Below are 18,990 nucleotides of genomic sequence, written 5' to 3'. Positions count from 1 at the left end.
ACAGGGTCAGCGCGTAATGTAACTATATGTTAAATCCTGTGTGGGCCGGGGTGCGTCCACTGCAACTGCCGGCGTGTCTGCAGATCGACGCCAAGGCTGAGCAGCGTCATGACCCGCAGGGCGTAGGTGTTGCGCAGCACCTCGGGCCGGAAGAGGACCGATCGGAGGGGCTGGGTCATGGCGAAGCGCCTGGCGCCCACTGAGAGCGTGGGTATCAAGGTTCGATGGCCCGGCTTGCCCAGCGCGTGCGCGCCGGCTTTTGCTGACGGCGCAGGGCACGCTTCAGCGCGCGCGTGGCCCGGCCCAGGGACAGGTCCAGTGCCGTGCGCCAGTCCTGGGCCAGCGTGGTGATGACGACCTCGCCCGCCCCCACCGTGCTCAGGGCCAGTTGGCAGCGCTTGTCGACCCCGCCCCGGGGGCCGTTGACGTCGGAGAGCCGTACCTTGGCCCGCGGCACCAGCGCGCTAAGCCGACGCATTGCAAACCTCACGCGTGCCACGGCCTGCTCGCGCAGCTCGCTGCCGTCGGGGTGGCGTGATTCGAAAATGACCTGCATGACGATCTCCAGTGAGTGAATGGAGACTCGAAGATAGGGGGCGAAAGACTTCAGTAAAAGCAGATAATTTCGCATCGAATATCCCAAAAATACTGAGTTCATCCCATGAGCGCCTCGTTCAACTACAAGCACCTGTACTACTTCTGGGTGGTGGCCAAGGAGGGAGGTATCTCCAAGGCGGCCGAGCGTCTGGGCATGGCGGTGCAGACCATCAGTGCCCAGGTCCGGGAGCTGGAGCGCTCGCTTGGCTATGCGCTGCTCAAGCCGGCCGGGCGGGGCCTGGTGCTGACCGATGCGGGCATCGCCGCCATGCAGCAGGCGGACCAGATCTTCCAGCTCGGCGAGAGCCTGCCCATGCGGGTGCGCGATGCGGTCAGCGCGCCCATGGTGCGGCTGGCCGTGGGGATTTGCGACGGGCTGTCCAAGCTGGTGGTGCGCAGCCTCCTGAACCCGATCATGGAGGTCACTCACCTGCGCCTGCTGTGCCATGAAGGCGAGCTCGACGACCTGCTGGGTGAGCTGGCGCTGCACCGGCTCGATGTGGTGCTGTCTGACCGGCCGGCTCCCGTCAACCCGAACATCAAGCTCTACAGCCATGCCATGGGCACCTCGTCGATCGCCTGGTATGGCACGGCGGCCATGGCCGAGTCCTGCAGCAGACGCTTCCCGGCCAGCCTGGCCGATGTGCCGGTGCTGCTGCCCACGGGCCACACCGCCTTGCGGGCGCGGCTGGATGCCTGGTTCGAGCAGCAGGGGGTGCGCCCGCGGGTGGTCGGTGAGTTCGAGGACAGTGCCTTGCTGAAGACCTTCGGCGCCAGCGGCATGGGCGTGTTCCCGGCCTCGGAGCTGGCCCATGAGGATCTGCAGGCCCACTACCCGGTGCGCCGCATCGGCCCCTGCGAGGGGGTAACCGAGCATTTCTATGCCATCGGCACCGAGCGCAAGGTGCAGCACCCCATCGTGCAGCGGCTGCTGCAGGCCGCGGCCTGAGGGGCGAGGCTGGGCGGGGCCTCAGGCCCTGGGTTGCGGCGCGGCCTTGCGCAGGCTCAGCACCATGGTCAGGGCCAGGATCGCGGCCACCACGCCCAGCGAGACCAGCACCGGCACCTTGTAGACATCGATCAGGCACATCTTGGCGCCGATGAACATCAGGATCACCGCCAGGCCGTAGTTGAGCAGGTGGAACTTGTGGGCCACGGCCGCCAGCAGGAAATACATGGCGCGCAGCCCCAGGATGGCAAACACATTGCTGGTCAGGACAATGAATGGGTCACTGGTGATGGCAAAGATGGCGGGGATGGAGTCGACCGCGAAGATCACATCGGTCAGGGCGATCAGGCAGATCACCATGAACAGGGGCGTGGCGATCCTCTGGCCGTTCTCAACGGTCCAGAAGTTTTCGCCGTCGTAGTGCCGGCTGACGGGCAGCAGGCGGCGCAGCAGCTTGAGTGCCGGGTTGTCGTCGAGCGAGGGCTCCTTGCCAGCCGCCCACCACATCTTGATGCCCGTGAGCAGCAGGAAGGCACCGAAGACATACAGAACCCAGTGGAACTCCGAGAGCAGCCAGCCACCCACCAGGATCATGACGGTCCGCAGCACGATGGCGCCGACGATGCCGATCATCAACACCCGTTTCTGGAACTGCGGCGGCACCGCGAAGTAGGTGAAGATCATCAGGAACACGAAGATGTTGTCCACGGCCAGTGATTTCTCGATCAGGTAGCCGGTCAGGAACTCCAGCGAACGCGTGTGGGCCAGTTCGGTGGAGCCTGTCGTGTCCTTCACCGCCCACCACAGCAGGCCGTTGAACAGAAAGCTCAAGGCCACCCACACCACCGACCAGTTGAGGGCCTCCTTGACCCCCATCTCATGCGCGCCTTGCTTGCGCAGCACGACGAAGTCGATGAACAGCGAGACCAGGACGATGGCTCCGAAGGTGAGCCACAACCAGAGAGGCGCGACGGTTTGCATGGGGGGCCTTGGGTGAGGGTTGACGGGGGATGCGAACTTGGTGTCTGGGAATGTAGTTAATAAATCGGGATATTTCCGTCTTTTTACTTCGTCAAAAACTGAATGAAACTGCGCCACGGCCTGCTGTCACGTGCTCCGGGGATCGGGGCCACATCGCGCGGTTTCAAGCTTTTTCACGCTTTGCGCCATGACAGGCAGAACCGATCGGATCCCACCCGTGGTGGCGGCTGCGTGGGGTGCGCCCGCTGCGCGGCGGGCCCGGAGGCCGCCCCGAAACGACAGAACCCGGGCATCGCCCGGGTTCTGTCTTCGTGCCGGATTGCCAGGCTGGATGCCCAGACCTGTGAGGGCCGGGCCTGGCGGCACCGATCCGTTCAGTCGGCCTGCTGGATTCCGACCAGCACCCAGCCCGCGGCACCAGTGAGAGGCTTGCTGAGGTTCCAGATCTCGTCGAACACCTCGTCGTCGATGCCCGCGCCGTAGCGGATGAAGCCGGTGAAACGCACGCTCACGAGGTAGCGCTGGGCCTCCTGTGCCACGTCAAGCACCTGGGCCTGGAGTTGCAGCACCTCGCCGCGCTGCGGGGCCGGGCCGCGCTCGACCAGCTCCTGCTGCAGTTGGACCAGCAGCTCCGGCGTGGTGAACTCGCGCAGGGCTTCAACCTGGCCGCTGTCATAGGCCGCCTGAAGTCGCACGAAGTTGGCCTTCGCATGGTGTTCGAAGCCCGCCCGGTCGAAGTCGGCCGGCCACGCGGTGCTTGGGGTGGCAGGCTGCAGGGCCGAGCCGATCAGCGAGCCCGAGCCGGTGCTCAGGGGATTCGAGGATGGCGCGACCTTGTAGGCGTTTTCCGGCTGCGTGGCCTGGGGGGTGGTGGCGTAGGGCGCGCCCGCGCCGATGGCAGCTGGCGTGAGCCCGGGCGCCGAGTTGGCGCTGCCGGCAGCCTGGCCGCGCCGGCGCAGGAAGAAGCCGATCACGGCCATGACGGCGACGGCCAGCAGGCCCATCATCAGCATCGACGCCAGTTGCTCGCCAAAGCCGAAATGGGAAGCCAGGGCGGCGATGCCCAGGCCGGCGGCCAGGCCGGCCAGCGGCCCCGCCCAAGAAGGTTTGCGGGCGGCGGCCGTGCCTGCGGCGGCAGCCGGCGCTGCAGGTGCGGCGCTGGGGCTGGTCTGGGTGGCCGGGCTGGACGGTGCCTTGTTCTGCACAGCCTCGCGTTGGGTGCCGACGGACTTGCCGCCGCCCATGCGTTTGGCGGCCTCGGCGTCCATGGAGGCGGTCGCCAGGCCCAGCGACAGCACCACGGCCAGTGCGGTTAAGAGTTTCTTCATGGTCAGCTCCTGGATGAAAAATGATCCTGGGCGCAGCGTACGCAGAAAGACGCTCAAAAAAAAGCTGGGTTTAGTGGATCTTCATTCCTAAAAAACCTGAATCAGATCCGGCGACGGCCTGCCCGTGCAGGCGCATCGTGCGCCGGCCATGGGCTGTGCGGTGTCAGAGCGCCAGTTCGTACTCCACCGTGATCGGCGCGTGGTCGCTGAACTTCTCGCCTTTGTAGATGGCCTCGGTGCGGGCGGTTTCGGCGATGGCGGGGGTGGCCAGGTGGTAGTCCAGCCGCCAGCCCACGTTCTTCGCGTAGGCCTGGCCGCGGTTGCTCCACCAGGTGTAGCAAGCGTCGGTGGTGTCGGACTGCAGGCGGCGGTAGACGTCGACCAGGCCGTCGGCCAGCAACTGGGTCATCCAGGCGCGCTCTTCGGGCAGGAAGCCGCTGTTCTTCTGGTTGCCCTTCCAGTTCTTCAGGTCGGCCTGCTGGTGGGCGATGTTGATGTCGCCGCACAGCACGAAGTCGCGCTGCTGCTTGAGGGCCATCAGGTGCGGGTGCATCAGGGCCAGGAAGCGGAACTTGGCCTGCTGGCGTTCCTCGCCCGAAGAGCCGCTGGGAAAGTAGCTGCTGATGATGGAGAACTTGCGCTGGGGGGTGTCAAAGCGCAACTCGACATAGCGGCCTTCGGCATCGAACTCGCCGCCATCAAAGCCCAGCACCACATCGCTGGGTTCATGGCGGGTGTAGACGCCCACGCCTGAGTAGCCTTTTTTCTCGGCCAGGTGAAAGTGGCCCTTGAGGCTGGCCAGTTCTTCGAAGCGGCCGGCCAGGTCGGGGGCCTGGGCCTTGATCTCCTGCACGCAAATACAATCCGGCTGCGTGGCCGCAATCCAGGCTTCGACGCCCTTGGTGGTGGCCGACCGGATGCCGTTGAGATTGAGGCTGGTTAATTTGAACAAGGAATTCCCCATGGTGGTTGAGAGCGTGCAAGGGTCTGGACAAGACCCGTTGGCCCAGGATTTTGTGCAGTTTGCGGTGGATGCAGGGGTGCTGCGCTTCGGTGAATTCAAGACCAAGGCAGGCCGCCTGAGCCCTTATTTTTTCAATGCCGGGCTGTTTGACGACGGCGCCAAGTTGGGCCGGCTGGCGGAATTCTATGCAAAACGGATCCTGGACAGCGGCATCGAGTTCGACATGATTTTCGGCCCGGCCTACAAGGGCATTCCGCTGGCCGCGGCCGTGGCCATCGAGCTGGCGCGCCTGGGGCGCAACGTGCCCTTTGCCTACAACCGCAAAGAGGCCAAGGACCATGGCGAAGGCGGCACTCTGGTGGGGGCCCCGTTGAAGGGCCGCGTGATGATTGTTGACGACGTGATGTCCGCCGGCACGGCCGCGCGCGAGTCGATCGCCATCATCCAGGCCGCGGGCGCTCAGCCCCATGCCGTGGCCCTGGCGCTGGATCGGCAGGAGAAAGCCACCGAAAACGGACAGGACGTGCCCTACAGCGCTGTGCAATATGTCCGGGATCGGCTGGGTTTGCAGGTTTGTGCCGTTGCCAGGCTGGCGGACTTGTTACAGTATCTGCAGCAAACCGGGCAGGGTGGTTCGGCAGCGGATCACGAGCGTGTTCTGGCCTACCGCCAACGCTATGGGGTGGATGAAGGATAAAGAGTGACGATAAGGGTTTGGGCCGTGATGGGCTTGCTGGCTGTCCAGGGCGGACTGCAGTTGGCCCATGCCCAAGCCATCTTCACCTGCGTGGACGGCAAGGGCCGGCGCATCACCTCGGATCGGCCGATCCCCGAGTGTCTGGACCGTGAGCAGCGCGAGCTCAACCCCAGCGGTACCGTCAAACGCCAGATCCCACCCAGCCAGACGGCTGAGGAGCGCGCCGCCGAAGAGGTGCGTCAGCGCCTTGCCGCCGAAGACCAAGCGCGCATTGCCGAAGAAAAGCGGCGCGACCGGGCCCTGCTGGCGCGCTACCCCAACCGGGCTTCGCACGACGCTGAGCGTGGCGAGGCCCTCAAGCAAGTCGATGAGGTGGTGCTGCTGGCGCAGCGCCGCATCGAAGACCTGAAGGCCCAGCGCAAGGCCATCGACACCGAGTTCGAGTTCTACCGCCGCGACCCGGCCAAGGCCCCGCTGGCGCTGCGCATGCGGCAGCAGGACAACCTGGCGGCCGAGCAGGCGCAGTTGCGCTTCATCGACGAGCAGGGGCAGGAGAAAAAGCGCATCAACCAGCGCTTTGACCGCGAGTTGCAGCGCCTGGGCCAGCTCTGGAGCGGTGCGCGCTGAGCGCGGCCCGGGCCACGGGGGCCCAGGCAGCCACCGGCCTCAGGCCAGTTTGCTCTTGAGCAGTTCGTTGACCTGGCCTGGGTTGGCCTTGCCCTTGCTGGCCTTCATCACCTGGCCGACCAGGGCGTTGAAGGCTTTCTCCTTGCCGGCCTTGTACTGCGCCACGTTGTCGGCGTTGGCGGCAATCACCTCGTCGATGATCTTTTCGAGCGCGCCCGAATCGTTCATCTGCTTGAGGCCCTTGGCTTCGATCACGGCATCCACTTCGCTGGCTTCGCCGCTCCAGAGGGCTTCAAACACCTGCTTGCCTGCGTTGTTGGAGATGGTGCCATCGGCAATGCGGCTCACCAGCGCCGCCAGTTGGGCCGCGCTCACGGGGGCGGTTTCGATGCTGGCTTCGCCGCTGTTGAGGCGGCGCGACAGCTCGCCCATCACCCAGTTGCTGACCAGCTTGGCCTGGCCGCTGGCTTTGGCTGCGGTTTCAAAGTAGGCCGCCATGGCCTTGCTCTGGGTCAGGGTGGTGGCGTCGTACTCGGGCAGACCGTAGTCGGCCACGAAGCGGGCCGCCATGGTGCGCGGCAGTTCGGTCATGGCCGCCTTCACGCGCTGCACCCATTCGTCGGCAATCACCAGCGGGGGCAGGTCGGGGTCGGGGAAGTAGCGGTAGTCGGCCGCGTCTTCCTTGGTGCGCATGGCGCGGGTTTCGCCGGTGTCGGGGTCGAACAGCACGGTGGCCTGCTGGATGGCGTGGCCGTCCTCGATCTGGTCGATCTGCCAGCGCACCTCGTAGTCGATGGCCTGCTGCATGAACTTGAAGCTGTTCAGGTTCTTGATCTCGCGGCGCGTGCCCAGGGGCTGGCCCGGCTTGCGCACCGACACGTTGGCATCGCAGCGGAAGCTGCCTTCTTGCATGTTGCCGTCGCAGATGCCGATCCAGGTGACGATCTTGTGCAGCTCTTTGGCGTAGGCCACGGCTTCATCGCTGGAGCGCATGTCGGGTTCGGTGACGATCTCGAGCAGCGGCGTGCCGGCGCGGTTCAGGTCGATGCCCGACTGGCCGATGAAGTCTTCGTGCAGCGACTTGCCCGCGTCTTCTTCGAGGTGGGCGCGCACCAGGCGCACGGTCTTCTTCTCGTCCCCGAGGAAGAACTCCACCTGGCCGCCCACCACCACCGGGATCTCGAACTGGCTGATCTGGTAGCCCTTGGGCAGGTCGGGGTAGAAGTAGTTCTTGCGCGCAAAAATGCTCTTGGGCGAGATGTGCGAGCCAATGGCCAGGCCGAACTCGATGGCGCGTTCGACGGCGCCTTTGTTCATCACCGGCAGCGTGCCGGGCAGGGCGAGGTCCACGGCGCAGGCCTGGGTGTTGGGTTCGGCGCCGAAGGCGGTGGGCGCGCGGCTGAAGATCTTGCTCTGGGTGGAGAGCTGGGCGTGGGTTTCGAAGCCGATCACGACTTCATAGCCATGCACTAATTTGTTGCTGCTCATGATTGGGCTCCTGCCGGGCCGCCCCAAAGGAGCCCAGCGCCCCCTTGGGGGGCAGTGAATACACGAAGTGAGGAACGTGGGGGCATCACTTCACCCCCTCCGGACGGCGGAGGTGGAAGTCAGTGGCTTGCTGGAATCGGTGCGCTGCGTTCAGCAGGCGGGATTCGCCGAAGTAGTTGCCGATCAGCTGCAGGCCCACCGGCATGCCGCCCTCGCCGAAACCGGCGGGCAGGCTCATGCCGGGCAGGCCGGCCAGCGAGCCGGGCAGGGTGAAGATGTCGGCCAGGTAGTTGGCCACCGGGTCGGCCGATTTCTCGCCCAGCTTCCAGGCCACGGTGGGGGCCACGGGGCCGGCGATCACATCACAGCTCTTGAAAGCCTGCTGGAAGTCGTCGGCAATCATGCGGCGGATCTTCTGCGCCTGCAGGTAGTAGGCGTCGTAATAGCCATGCGACAGCACATAGGCGCCGATCATGATGCGGCGCTTGACCTCGTCGCCAAAGCCTTCGGCGCGGGTCTTCTTGTACATGTCGGTCAGGTCGCCGTAGTCCTTGGCGCGGTGGCCGAACTTCACGCCGTCAAAGCGGCTCAGGTTGGAGCTGGCCTCGGCCGGGGCGATGATGTAGTAGACCGGGATCGACAGCTCGGTGCGGGGCAGGCTGATGGGCACCAGGGTGGCGCCCAGCTTTTCGTACTCCTTCAGGGCGCCATCGACGGCGGCGCGCACATCAGGGGCCAGGCCTTCGCCGAAGAACTCGGCCGGCACACCGATGCGCAGGCCTTCGATCGAGTCGTTCAGGCTGCGCGAGAAGTCTTCGGCCGGCACGTCGAGCGAGGTCGAGTCGCGGTCCGGGTCGGGGCCGCAGATCGCCGACAGCAGCAGGGCACAGTCTTCGGCGCTGCGGGCCATGGGGCCGGCCTGGTCCAGGCTGGAGGCGAAGGCGATCATGCCGTAGCGCGAGGCGCGCCCGTAGGTGGGCTTGATGCCGGTGATGCCGCAAAAACTGGCGGGCTGGCGGATCGAGCCGCCGGTGTCGGTGCCGGTCACGGCCGGGGCCAGGCGCGCCGCCACGGCCGCAGCGCTGCCGCCCGACGAACCGCCGGGCACGCGGCTGCTGTCCCAGGGGTTGCGCACGGGGGCGGGTTGCTCGAAGCCCAGTGGGGCGATGGCCGAGTTCTCGTTGGCCGAGCCCATGGCGAATTCGTCACAGTTGAGCTTGCCCAGGGTCACCGCACCGGCATCGGCCAGGCGTGTGACCACGGTCGCGTCAAAGGGCGACTGGTAGCCGGCCAGCATCTTGGAGCCGGCGGTGCTGGGGAAGTTTTTTGTAACAAAAATATCTTTGTGTGCGATCGGCACACCGTCCAGGGCGCGGGCCTGGCCGGCCGCAATCCGCTCATCGGCGGCCCGGGCCTGGGTCAGGGTGGCTTCTTCGTTCAGGGCGACAAAAGCCCCGAGTTCAGGGGTGGCCTGGATGCGGCCGAGAAAGTGCTGGGCCGCTTCGACGGCGGAGACTTCACGTTTCTGGAGTTGGCGGGCCAGTTCGGCCACGCTGAGGTCGTGCAATGCAGGGGAGGTCATTCGAACGATTCCTTACTCGATCACCTTGGGCACCAGGAACAGGCCCCGCTCCACGGCGGGCGCGCTTTGCTGGTTGGCCTCGCGCTGGTTGGGCTCGCTGGCGATGTCGTCGCGCAGACGCAGGGCCACCTCCTGGATGGCGGCCACCGGGTGGGCCAGCGGCTCCAGACCGGTGGTGTCGACGGCGCGCATTTTTTCGACGATGTCAAAAAAGCCATTGAGCTGGGTGAGCATGCGCTCGCTTTCGGCGGGTTGAAGTTCCAGCCGGGCCAGGTTGGCGATCCGGGCTATGTCCTGAGAGGTGAGGGCCATAGAGTTTGAGCGGGTGGTATCTGAAAAAAGCCGCTGTCGCAGCAGTGTTCCGAGGGGATCGGAGGAAGTTATTCACAGGGGATCGGGTATTATCCCGTCTTTGTCGCGTTACCCCCCAAAGTGCTGGTAATTGAGCTAAAAACCGCTCATTTTGACCCCTGGTGACCCTGTAACTGACCCCGAAAATTGAGGCGACGGCGGGCCGAAGCGCATGCCGTGCCTGAGAGGATTTTGAATGTTTGGAGCCTTCCGTCGGTATTTCTCCACCGACCTCGCCATTGACCTTGGCACTGCCAACACCCTGATCTTTGCCCGCGACAAGGGCATCGTGCTGGACGAACCCTCCGTGGTCGCCATCCGCCATGAAGGCGGTCCGCACGGCAAAAAGGTCATCCAGGCCGTGGGCCGTGAAGCCAAGGCCATGCTGGGCAAGGTGCCCGGCAACATCGAGGCCATCCGCCCCATGAAAGACGGCGTGATCGCCGACTTCGTGATCACCGAACAGATGATCAAGCAGTTCATCAAGATGGTGCACCCGCGCACTTTGCTGGCCCCCAGCCCGCGCATCATCATCTGCGTGCCCTGCGGTTCCACCCAGGTCGAGCGCCGCGCCATCAAGGACGCCGCCGAGGCCGCAGGCGCCACCGCGGTGTACCTGATTGAAGAACCCATGGCCGCCGGCATCGGTGCCGGCCTGCCGGTGTCCGAAGCCAGTGGCTCGATGGTGGTCGACATCGGTGGCGGCACCACCGAAGTCGGCGTGATCTCGCTGGGCGGCATGGTCTACAAGGGCTCGGTCCGCGTGGGCGGCGACAAGTTCGACGAGGCCATCATCAACTACATCCGCCGCAACTACGGCATGCTGATCGGCGAGCCCACCGCCGAAGCCATCAAGAAGCAGATCGGCTCGGCCTTCCCGGGCTCCGAGGTGCGCGAAATGGAAGTCAAGGGCCGCAACCTCAGCGAAGGCGTGCCGCGCAGCTTCACCATCTCCAGCAACGAAGTGCTGGAGGCGCTGACCGACCCGCTCAACCAGATCGTCTCCGCCGTCAAGAACGCGCTGGAACAGACCCCGCCCGAGCTGGGGGCCGACATCGCCGACCGCGGCATGATGCTGACCGGTGGTGGCGCCCTGCTGCGCGACCTGGACCGCCTGCTGGCCGAGGAAACCGGTCTGCCGGTGCTGGTCGCCGAAGACCCGCTGACCTGCGTGGTGCGCGGTTGCGGCATCGCGCTGGAGCGCATGGACCGTCTGGGCAGCATCTTCACGAGCGAATAACACCACCATGTCCGCATCAAGCCGGTTCGTCAGCAAGGCGGCCGGCTTTTTGCGATTCTGGTGACACCTGGGTCTAGCCGAACATGCCTCTGGGAACCCTGGACCGCAACGCGCCGTCGCTCTTCCGGCAAGGGCCAACACCGCTGACCCGGCTGTTGTTCTTCAGTGCCCTGTCGGTGTTCCTGATGGTGGCCGATGCGCGCTTTCACCTGACCCACCCCCTGCGGGCGGCGGTCGATACGGCGCTGTACCCGCTGCAATGGGTGGCCCTGCAACCGGTGCGTGCGGGTCAGTCGGCGGCCGAATACTTTGAATCCCTGCACTCGGCCCAGATGGTCGAGGAAGAGGCCCGCCGCAAGTTGGCCGAGCAGTCGCAGCGCTCCAATCAGGTCGAGCAGTTGTTGCAGGAGAACACCCGCCTGCGCGAGCTGCTGGCGCTGCGCGAGCGCTTCAAGTCCGAGGCCCAGGCGGCCGAGGTGTTGTACGACGCGCCCGACCCCTACACCCGGCGCGTCATCATCGACCGCGGGCAGATCAAGGGCGTGGCGCTGGGCTCGCCCGTGATCGACGAGGCCGGCGTGCTCGGCCAGGTGACGCGGGTCGACCCGCTGCTGGCCGAAGTGACCCTGGTGATCGACCGCGATTTCGCCATCCCCGTGCTCAACACCCGCACCGGCGCCCGCAGCGTGGCCTATGGCGACCCGATCGCCAACGGCGGTGGCCTGGAACTGCGCTACATGCCCGCCAATGCGGACGTGCAGGCCGGCGACCTGCTGTCCACCAGCGGGGTCGATGGCGTCTACCCGCCGGGCCTGCCGGTGGCCCGGGTCGACAAGGTCGAGCGCCGGGCCGATTCGGCTTTTGCGCGCATCCATTGCGTGCCCCTGGGCCTGGTGATGGCCTCGCGCCACGTGATGGTGCTGAGCCCCCTGGGCGACCAGGTGCCGCCACGTCCGCAACCTGAACCCGCCGCGCCGCAGCGCAAGGGAGGCCGCAAATGATGGGCAAAGCCAGCGGCCAGCAGCTGTTGCTGCCGGCCAATCCGGTCTTCATCTGGGGTTCGGTGGTGGTGGGCCTGCTGGTCAACCTGCTGCCGCTGGGCCGCATGCCGGGCATGCCCGATGTGCTGCTGCTGTTGCTGATGTTCTGGTCGGTGCACCAACCCCAGCGGGTGGGCATCGGCGCGGGCTTTGTGCTGGGCCTGGTCATGGATGTGCACCAGTCGGCGCTGCTGGGCCAGCATGCCCTGGTCTATGCCGGCTTGAGCTACCTGGCCACGCAGATGCAGCGCCGCCTGCTGTGGTTCAGCGTGCCCTCGCAGGCGCTGCAGTTGCTGCCCCTGTTCCTGGGGGCGCACCTGATCGAGCTGGCTTTGCGGGTGCTGCTGGGCGGCATCTTCCCGGGGTTCTGGTTCCTGCTCGCCGGCACGCTGGAGGCCTTGTTGTGGCCGCTGACGTCCTGGGTGTTGCTGGCGCCGCAACGGCGCCCGCCGGATCGCGATGAAAACCGGCCGCTATGACCGAGCTGCGCAACGTCGAGGTCGACCTGTGGCGCTTCCGCACCCGCGTGGTGGCGGCGGGCGTGGTGGTGCTGATCTGTTTTTCGCTGCTGGTGGCCCGCCTGATCTACCTGCAGGTGGTGCGCCACGAGGACCTGGCCGAACAGGCTGAGAACAACCGCACGGCCGTGGTGCCCATCGTGCCCAACCGGGGCCTGATCGTGGACCGCAACGGCGTGGTGCTGGCCACCAACTACTCGGCCTACACGCTGGAGATCACGCCCTCCAAGGCCGGCCCGCTGGACGAGGTGATCGATGGCCTGGCCACGGTGGTCGACATCCAGGCGCGCGACCGGCGCCGCTTCAAGAAGCTGGTCGAAGAGTCCAAGAGCTTCGAGTCGCTGCCCATCCGCACCCGGCTGTCTGATGAAGAGGTGGCCCGCTTTGCCGCCCAGCGCTTCCGTTTTCCAGGCGTCGAGATCAAGGCCCGCTTGTTCCGCAACTACCCCTATGGGCCGCTGGCCAGCCATGTGATCGGCTACATCGGCCGCGTCAACCAGAAGGAAAAGGAAGACATCCAGGATTCGGACGACGAGGCCAACTACCGCGGCACCGAGTACATCGGCAAGCTGGGCGTGGAGCAGAGCTTCGAGCGGCAGTTGCACGGCATCACCGGCGTCGAGCAGATGGAAACCTCGGCCGGCGGCCGCGCTGTGCGGCGCCTGGCCAGCCACCCCGCCACCCCGGGCAACACCGTGATGCTGTCGATCGACATCAAGCTGCAGAAGCTGGTGGAAGACCTGTTCGGCGACCGCCGTGGCGCCCTGGTGGCGCTGGACCCCAAGACCGGCGAGGTGTTGGCCTTTGTCAGCAAGCCCACCTTCGACCCCAACCTGTTTGTGGACGGCATCGATCAGGAGAACTGGGCCGCCCTCAACGAGTCACCCGACAAGCCCCTGCTGAACCGGGCCCTGCGTGGCACCTACCCGCCGGGCTCCACCTACAAGCCCTTCATGGCCCTGGCCGCGCTGGAGACCGGCAAGCGCACGCCCCAGCAGACCATCTACGACCCGGGCTATTTCATGTTCGGCAACCACCGCTTCCGCGACGACAAGGAAGGCGGCCACGGCACGGTGGACATGTACAAGTCGATCGTGCAGTCGTGCGATACCTACTACTACATGCTGGCCAACGACATGGGCGTGGACCTGATCCATGACGAGATGCAGAAGTTCGGCTTCGGCTCGCTCACCGGCATCGACATCTTCGGTGAGGTGCGCGGCATTCTGCCCTCCACCGAATGGAAGCGCAATGCCTACAAGCGCCCCGAGCAGAAGCGCTGGTACGCGGGCGAGACCATCTCGCTGGGCATCGGCCAGGGCTACAACAACTTCACCATGCTGCAGCTGGCCACGGCCACCGGTGTGCTGGCCAACAACGGCGTCAAGATGAAGCCGCACCTGGTCCGGCAGGTGACCGATGTGGTGACCCGCCAGTCGCAGGACACACTGCAGGAAATCAAGGCCGAGCTGACCGCCAAGCCCGCCAACATTGCCGTCATCCGCAATGCCCTGGTGGGCGTGAACAGCGAGGGCACCGGGGCCACGGCCTTCCGGGGCGCCGGCTATGTGGCTGCCGGCAAGACCGGTACCGCCCAGGTGGTGACGGTCAAGCAAAACGAGAAGTACGACGCCGCCAAGCTGTCCGAGCGTTACCGCGACCACGCGCTGTACATGGCGTTCGCCCCGGCCCAGGACCCGCAGATTGCCCTGGCCATGGTGGTCGAGAATGCGGGTTGGGGTGGTGCCGCGGCGGCGCCGATCGCGCGCCGGGTGTTCGATTACTGGCTGATGCAGCAATACCCGAGTGAGCAGGACCTGGCCGCGGTGCAGGCCGGCCAGGCCCAGACCCCGATGGGCACCCCGCGCAAGGTGTCTGAGGTGCCCGGCCTGCCCGATCTGTCGCAGGGCCAGTTGCCGGCCCGCGGCGCCAACCATTGACGAACCGGTCTGGCGGGGGCGGGCGCTGACCCGCCGGCCTCAGCGCAGGAAGGCGTCGTAGCCTGTTTTCAGGATCAGGACCGACACCACGGCAATGAACACGCCGCGCACAAAGCCGGCACCGTGCTTCAAGGCCAGCCGCGTGCCCAGCACGCTGCCCAGCACGTTGGCGGCGGCCAGCGGCAGCGCATAGTGCCACCACACATGGCCCTTGAGGCTGAACAGGATCAGCGCGGCCAGGTTGGTGGCGGTGTTCAGCAGCTTGGCGTTGGCCGACGCATTCAGAAAGTCGTAGCCCAGCCAGCGCACCAGCAGGAAGACAAAGAAACTGCCCGTGCCGGGGCCGAAAAAGCCGTCGTAGAAGCCGATCACCAGCCCGATCAGGCTGATCGCCGCGGTTTCATGCAGGCCCGAAAAGCGCGGCGCGTGGTGGCGCCCCAGTTCCTTGCGGGCCAGCGTGTAGATCAGCACACCGATCAGGATCAGGGGCAGCAGGCGGCGCAGGAACTCGGGCGAGATCTGGGTCACGGCCCAGGCACCGGCAAAGGCCCCGGCAAAACCCGCTGCCGCAGCCGGCAGCAGGGTGGGCCAGCGCAGGTTCACGCGGCGCTGGTACTGCCAGGTGGCGATGCCCGTGCCCCAGATCGACGCGCTCTTGTTGATGCCGAAGAGGGTGGCCGGCGGTGTGGTGGGGTAGATGGCAAACAGGGCCGGTACCAGAACCAGGCCGCCGCCGCCGACGATCGAATCGATGAATCCAGCCAGCAGCGAGGCCAGCGATACAAGAAAGAAGTCCATTCGGCGGATTGTCGCATTGCCCGCACGGCCCGCCAGGAGGCTGTGATAAGCCGATCAGCCAATAAAAAAGGCGCCCATACGGGCGCCTTTGTCAGGTTGCGGCAGCTTCTTTGAGCACCGTCCAGATGATGTTCTGGTTGTTTTGAAGGTTTGTCTCCTCGATCCCCCGCCATGACAGGTCACTGTGTGCCCGTCGCGAGTGCATGAAATGTATAACTTTGGACCATTTCGGTGCATTGGGGGTTTCCCTGCCCCCGTCTGTGCACCAGACCCCATGCCGACCCTGGCATGAGTCATGCAGCTTGGGCGCCAGAAGAACCCCTGGAGGCAGGATGCGCGCACGAGTGTTGGGATACAGCAAGGTGGTTGGCAAGATGGTTGGAGCGGTGGGCTGGGCCTGTGCGGTCTGTACGGCCCAGGCCGAGTCGGCGGTGGCGATCACCCGCCCGGGCCTGGTGCCCGAAGCCAGCCTGAACCCGGCCGACACGGCCTGGATGCTGAGTGCCACCGCCCTGGTGCTGCTCATGACCCTGCCCGGCCTGGCCTTGTTCTATGCCGGCATGGTGCGCCGCAAGAACGTCATCAACACCATGGCCAGCGTGCTGGCGGTGGCGGCGCTGGTCAGCCTGTTGTGGCTGGGCCTGGGCTATTCGCTGGCCTTCACGCCGGGCACGCCCTGGCTGGGCAGCCTGGCACGGGCCGGCTTTGCGGGCATGGACTACGTGAAAGACAGCGCCCAGGTCGCGGTCAGCCATTTGGCGCCGCATGTGCCCGAGTCGGTGTTCGCCATGTTCCAGCTGACCTTTGCCGTCATCACGCCGGCCCTGATCGTGGGCGCGCTGGTCGAGCGCATGCGCTTTTCCGCCCTGTTGTGGTTTGCCGGCCTGTGGTCGCTGCTGGTGTATGCCCCGGTGGCGCACTGGGCCTGGGAGCCTGGCGGCTGGATGGCGCAGCTCGGGACGCTGGATTTTGCCGGCGGCACCGTGGTGCACATCAATGCCGGTGCGGCAGGCCTGGTGTGTGCCTATGTGCTGGGGCCGCGCCAGGGCTATGGGCGCGAACCCTTTGAACCCTACAGCCTGGCTTTGACCATGGTCGGCACAGGCCTCTTGTGGGTGGGCTGGTTCGGCTTCAATGCCGGCTCGGCCCTGGCCGCCGACGGTCGTGCCGGCCTGGCCATGCTGGTCACCCACCTGGCCGCTTGTGCCGGTGCCCTGGCCTGGATGCTGGGGGAATGGGTGCGCCGTCGCCGCCCCTCGCTGCTGGGGCTGTGCTCCGGGGTGGTGGCGGGCCTGGTGGCCATCACGCCGGCTTCGGGCTATGTGACGCCGGCCTCGGCCGTGCTGATCGGCGCGGTGGCCGGGCTGGCCTGCTATTGGGGCGCCACCGGCCTCAAGCGCCTGCTGCGTGCCGATGACTCGCTGGACGTCTTTGGCGTTCACGGCATCGGGGGCCTGGTCGGCTGCCTGATGACGGGCCTGTTGGCCAACCCGACGGTGGGTGGTGCCAAGGGGCAACTGGTGGTGCAGGCCCTGGGCGCCGTGGCCGTGCTGGGCTACAGCTTGGTGATGACCTGGGTGGTGCTGGGGCTGACCCGTGTGCTGGTGGGCCTGCGCGTGGACGAGGCCAGCGAACAAGGCGGCCTGGACGTGGCCCAGCACCGCGAGCACCTGGGGGCATGAGGCCCCGACGCTTGATGTGCCCGATGGAATTTGTCTGGAGAACCGCTCATGCTTGCCAGTGAAAAGTTGGCCATCGCGGCCCACCTGCATGTCTTGCTGCGTCGCAAGGCCGGCCGGGTGACGGATACCGAGTGGATGGCCATCAATGCCGACTATGCGGCTGAAATGGTGCGGGTGGCGCGCAGTGCGGCCCAGGAAGGGGCGCACGCCGACCTGGCGGAGTGGGCCGACAAGCTGGAGCAGGCCTGGAACCCCCGGCCTGCGGCGGCCGTGTCGGCGCGTGAGCAGGCGCTGGCGCGGGTGGGCCTGCGCGCCGCCACCCCGGCCAGCCCGCCCGACCCGGAGGCCCCGCGCTACATCGGCGGCCTGCGCTGAACCCGCGCCTGGCCTCAGACCTGCCCCTGACCGCGGTCAGGGCTTGAACTCCACCCACACCTCGAACTGTGCCTCGGCCACCTTCATGTCGGGGGGCGGCGGTGGGTAGCTGGCCGACTGCACCGATTGCAGCGCGGCACGGTCCACCAGGCCCATGCCGCTGCCCACCAGCACCCGGGCGTTGGTCGGGGTGGTGCCGCGCAGCGTGAAGGCCACCCGGGTGCGTCCATGGAAGTCCGCGGCCACGGCCGCCGGTGGGTAGATGAAGGCGGCCTGCACGGCGGCCCGCACCTTGGCGATGTACTCGGGCGAAGGCCCCACCGGGCCGGCGGGCGGTGGAGCGGGGGGCGGCGCCGGTGGTGCGGCCGCTGCCACGGGCGCTGCGGCCTGCACCGGGGGGGCGGCTGCCACCTCGCTGGGGGCGCTGCTCATCGGCAGCGGGGGCGCCGGCACCGACGCTGCGGCCGGGGCGGCGGCAGGGCGAGGCGCGCGCTGCACGGGCTGGGGCGCCGGCACCGGTGGGGGCGGCTTGCTCACCGGCGGTGTTGGCGGTGCCTGGGGCGTGGGGGCGGGGGCCGCCTCGATCTGCAGCGGCAGCACGCGCAGCGGTGGCTCGGCCGGGTGCAGGCTCAGCCAGACCAGCAGGCCGGCCACGGCCGCAGCTTCCAGGGTCAGCGCTGCGCCGAAGGACTGCCAAAGTGGGGTGTGTGCGGGCAGCGGCATGGCGCATGGCCGGGCGGCGGACAGGCTGCTCATGGCTGCACGGTGCGGGCCGCCAGGCCGATCTGGGTGGCGCCGCCCAGGCGCACGGCGTCGATGGCGCCCATCAGCTGCTGCAGGTTGACGTGCTCGCCGCCGGCGATGGTGACGGCCAGGTGGGCGGCGTCGCGTTGCTTGACCAGGGCGGTCAGCTGGGGCGCCGGCAGGCTTTGCCCGTCAACGTGCAGCGAGCCGTCCTCATGCACCTCGACCAACAGTTTGGGCGAGGGCATGGCCGTGGCCGTGCTGCTGGTGGGCAGCTTGCTGAGGTGGCCCGAGGTGGGGATCATCTTCAGGGTCATCATGGCAAAGAAGACCAGCAGGAACAGCATGATGTCGATCATCGGAATGATCTCGATGCGGGCTTTCTTGGTTTCGAAGTAACGCATGGCAGCTCACACGGCCTTCAGGTGCGAGGGGTGCTGCGCAGGCTGCGGGCGGCGGCGGTTCAACAGCATGATCTTGAGGGTTTCGAGCTGGTGCACGATCACCCGCACCCGGGTGCTCAGCCAGTTGAAGAAGATCAGGCCCAGCATGGCGATGAACAGGCCGCAGGCGGTGGCAATCAGGGCTTCGGCAATGCCGCCAGTGACCTGGCTGGCCCCGTTCTGCACGTCGTCCAGTACCGAGAAGGCGCGGAACATGCCCACGATGGTGCCGAACAGGCCCAGCAGCGGGGCCAGGGTGATGACCGTGTCCAGCACCCACAGCGAGCGGTCCAGCAGCGGCACCTCGTGCATCAGCGATTCTTCGACGTGGCCGGCGGCGGTTTCGGTGGACGAATCGATCGGCTCGTTGTCCAAGCTGCGGATCACCCGCACATGCGGCTGGTCGGCATGCTTTTTCAGCAGCACCTGGGTGGCGGGCGCCTGCAGGGCGGGGTCCTCGCGCAGGGCGTTCATCAGGTCGACGCCGGCTTGCTGCATGTTCAGCAGGTGGCGGCTGCGTTCGATGATCACGGTCAGGGCGATCAGCAGCAGCAGGCCCATCAGGTACAGGGTGCCGCCGGAGGCGTTGGCCAATTCAAAGAGTTTGGAGGGGGTCATGTCAGGCTCTGGCTGGGTTGTCAGTGGG

Annotated in this window: 21 protein-coding genes; 9 read left to right on the top strand and 12 right to left on the bottom strand. The window is 66.6% G+C overall.

From position 1 onward, the window contains the following. Positions 1-29: 29 nt before the first annotated feature. Together F624_RS35170 and F624_RS0128880 are read right to left on the bottom strand one after the other, a co-directional pair. Entirely contained in the window at positions 30-179 is a 150-nt protein-coding gene (locus F624_RS35170) for a hypothetical protein (RefSeq protein ID WP_157443681.1), read from the bottom strand. A gap of 35 nt (positions 180-214) precedes the next feature. Continuing rightward, complete coding sequence (locus F624_RS0128880; protein ID WP_019577868.1) at positions 215-556, bottom strand: hypothetical protein; 342 nt, start codon at positions 554-556, stop codon at positions 215-217. 105 nt (positions 557-661) lie between these two features. On the opposite strand from F624_RS0128880, the gene F624_RS0128875 reads away from it, so the two are divergent. Beyond that, entirely contained in the window at positions 662-1,546 is an 885-nt protein-coding gene (locus F624_RS0128875; RefSeq protein WP_019577867.1) for a LysR family transcriptional regulator, read from the top strand. A 21-nt stretch (positions 1,547-1,567) separates the two neighbouring features. Here the strand turns inward: F624_RS0128875 and F624_RS0128870 are convergent, their stop codons facing one another. The 3 genes from F624_RS0128870 to F624_RS0128860 all read right to left on the bottom strand — a co-directional run bounded on the left by F624_RS0128870 (position 1,568) and on the right by F624_RS0128860 (position 4,807). Beyond that, entirely contained in the window at positions 1,568-2,527 is a 960-nt protein-coding gene (locus F624_RS0128870; protein WP_019577866.1) for a TerC family protein, read from the bottom strand. Between the two features lie 374 nt (positions 2,528-2,901). Continuing rightward, a complete protein-coding gene (locus tag F624_RS0128865; protein ID WP_031256640.1) occupies positions 2,902-3,855 on the bottom strand; it encodes a Tim44 domain-containing protein in 954 nt (317 codons plus the stop codon). 163 nt (positions 3,856-4,018) lie between these two features. Further along, complete coding sequence (locus F624_RS0128860) at positions 4,019-4,807, bottom strand: exodeoxyribonuclease III (protein ID WP_031256638.1); 789 nt, start codon at positions 4,805-4,807, stop codon at positions 4,019-4,021. A gap of 10 nt (positions 4,808-4,817) precedes the next feature. On the opposite strand from F624_RS0128860, the gene pyrE reads away from it, so the two are divergent. Next, positions 4,818-5,516, top strand: a complete 699-nt coding sequence (pyrE, locus tag F624_RS0128855; protein ID WP_019577863.1) for an orotate phosphoribosyltransferase — start codon at positions 4,818-4,820, stop codon at positions 5,514-5,516. Positions 5,517-5,519: 3 nt separating this feature from the next. Further along, complete coding sequence (locus F624_RS0128850; RefSeq protein WP_245573760.1) at positions 5,520-6,143, top strand: DUF4124 domain-containing protein; 624 nt, start codon at positions 5,520-5,522, stop codon at positions 6,141-6,143. 39 nt (positions 6,144-6,182) lie between these two features. Here the strand turns inward: F624_RS0128850 and gatB are convergent, their stop codons facing one another. From gatB to gatC, 3 genes are all read right to left on the bottom strand, one after another. Then, positions 6,183-7,631, bottom strand: coding sequence for an Asp-tRNA(Asn)/Glu-tRNA(Gln) amidotransferase subunit GatB (gene gatB, locus F624_RS0128845; protein ID WP_019577861.1), 1,449 nt, complete (start codon positions 7,629-7,631; stop codon positions 6,183-6,185). An 85-nt stretch (positions 7,632-7,716) separates the two neighbouring features. After that, positions 7,717-9,213 carry an Asp-tRNA(Asn)/Glu-tRNA(Gln) amidotransferase subunit GatA gene (gatA, locus tag F624_RS0128840; RefSeq protein WP_031256635.1) on the bottom strand — a complete coding sequence of 499 codons (1,497 nt, stop codon included), beginning with the start codon at positions 9,211-9,213 and terminating at the stop codon, positions 7,717-7,719. A 12-nt stretch (positions 9,214-9,225) separates the two neighbouring features. Next, complete coding sequence (gene gatC / locus F624_RS0128835; RefSeq protein ID WP_019577859.1) at positions 9,226-9,525, bottom strand: Asp-tRNA(Asn)/Glu-tRNA(Gln) amidotransferase subunit GatC; 300 nt, start codon at positions 9,523-9,525, stop codon at positions 9,226-9,228. 235 nt (positions 9,526-9,760) lie between these two features. Between gatC and F624_RS0128830 the strand changes: the two genes are divergently transcribed. The 4 genes from F624_RS0128830 (at position 9,761) to mrdA (ending at position 14,302) form a co-directional block, all read left to right on the top strand. After that, positions 9,761-10,804, top strand: coding sequence for a rod shape-determining protein (locus F624_RS0128830; RefSeq protein ID WP_019577858.1), 1,044 nt, complete (start codon positions 9,761-9,763; stop codon positions 10,802-10,804). A gap of 83 nt (positions 10,805-10,887) precedes the next feature. Then, positions 10,888-11,805: a rod shape-determining protein MreC gene (mreC, locus tag F624_RS0128825; protein WP_019577857.1), complete on the top strand. Its 918-nt coding sequence runs from the start codon at positions 10,888-10,890 to the stop codon at positions 11,803-11,805. Beyond that, complete coding sequence (mreD, locus tag F624_RS0128820) at positions 11,802-12,323, top strand: rod shape-determining protein MreD (protein WP_019577856.1); 522 nt, start codon at positions 11,802-11,804, stop codon at positions 12,321-12,323. Before mreC ends, mreD begins: the two co-directional genes overlap by 4 nt. Continuing rightward, the gene (gene mrdA, locus F624_RS0128815) at positions 12,320-14,302 is read left to right on the top strand and encodes a penicillin-binding protein 2 (protein WP_019577855.1); all 1,983 of its coding nucleotides are present in this window, start codon (positions 12,320-12,322) and stop codon (positions 14,300-14,302) included. The genes mreD and mrdA overlap by 4 nt, the downstream gene beginning before the upstream one ends. Before the next feature lie 39 nt (positions 14,303-14,341). Here the strand turns inward: mrdA and F624_RS0128810 are convergent, their stop codons facing one another. Further along, on the bottom strand, positions 14,342-15,100 hold the full coding sequence (locus F624_RS0128810) for a sulfite exporter TauE/SafE family protein (RefSeq protein WP_019577854.1): 759 nt from the start codon (positions 15,098-15,100) through the stop codon (positions 14,342-14,344). 332 nt (positions 15,101-15,432) lie between these two features. Between F624_RS0128810 and F624_RS0128805 the strand changes: the two genes are divergently transcribed. Together F624_RS0128805 and F624_RS0128800 are read left to right on the top strand one after the other, a co-directional pair. Next, positions 15,433-16,782, top strand: coding sequence for an ammonium transporter (locus F624_RS0128805; protein WP_019577853.1), 1,350 nt, complete (start codon positions 15,433-15,435; stop codon positions 16,780-16,782). A gap of 48 nt (positions 16,783-16,830) precedes the next feature. After that, complete coding sequence (locus tag F624_RS0128800; protein ID WP_019577852.1) at positions 16,831-17,157, top strand: hypothetical protein; 327 nt, start codon at positions 16,831-16,833, stop codon at positions 17,155-17,157. A gap of 36 nt (positions 17,158-17,193) precedes the next feature. Here F624_RS0128800 and F624_RS33730 read toward each other — a convergent pair whose 3' ends face one another. From F624_RS33730 to F624_RS0128785, 3 genes are read right to left on the bottom strand one after another with little or no spacing between them, the layout of a single operon-like run. Then, positions 17,194-17,913, bottom strand: a complete 720-nt coding sequence (locus F624_RS33730; protein WP_157443680.1) for an energy transducer TonB — start codon at positions 17,911-17,913, stop codon at positions 17,194-17,196. Continuing rightward, a complete protein-coding gene (locus F624_RS0128790; RefSeq protein ID WP_019577850.1) occupies positions 17,910-18,305 on the bottom strand; it encodes an ExbD/TolR family protein in 396 nt (131 codons plus the stop codon). The genes F624_RS33730 and F624_RS0128790 overlap by 4 nt, the downstream gene beginning before the upstream one ends. A gap of 6 nt (positions 18,306-18,311) precedes the next feature. Further along, positions 18,312-18,962, bottom strand: a complete 651-nt coding sequence (locus tag F624_RS0128785) for a MotA/TolQ/ExbB proton channel family protein (protein WP_019577849.1) — start codon at positions 18,960-18,962, stop codon at positions 18,312-18,314. Positions 18,963-18,990 lie beyond the last annotated feature (28 nt).

The sequence above is a fragment of the Curvibacter lanceolatus ATCC 14669 genome (assembly GCF_000381265.1).
Classification (GTDB): Bacteria; Pseudomonadota; Gammaproteobacteria; order Burkholderiales; family Burkholderiaceae_C; genus Curvibacter; species Curvibacter lanceolatus.
Note: the sequence above shows the minus strand (reverse complement) of the source record. Positions and strands in the feature narration are given on the sequence as shown.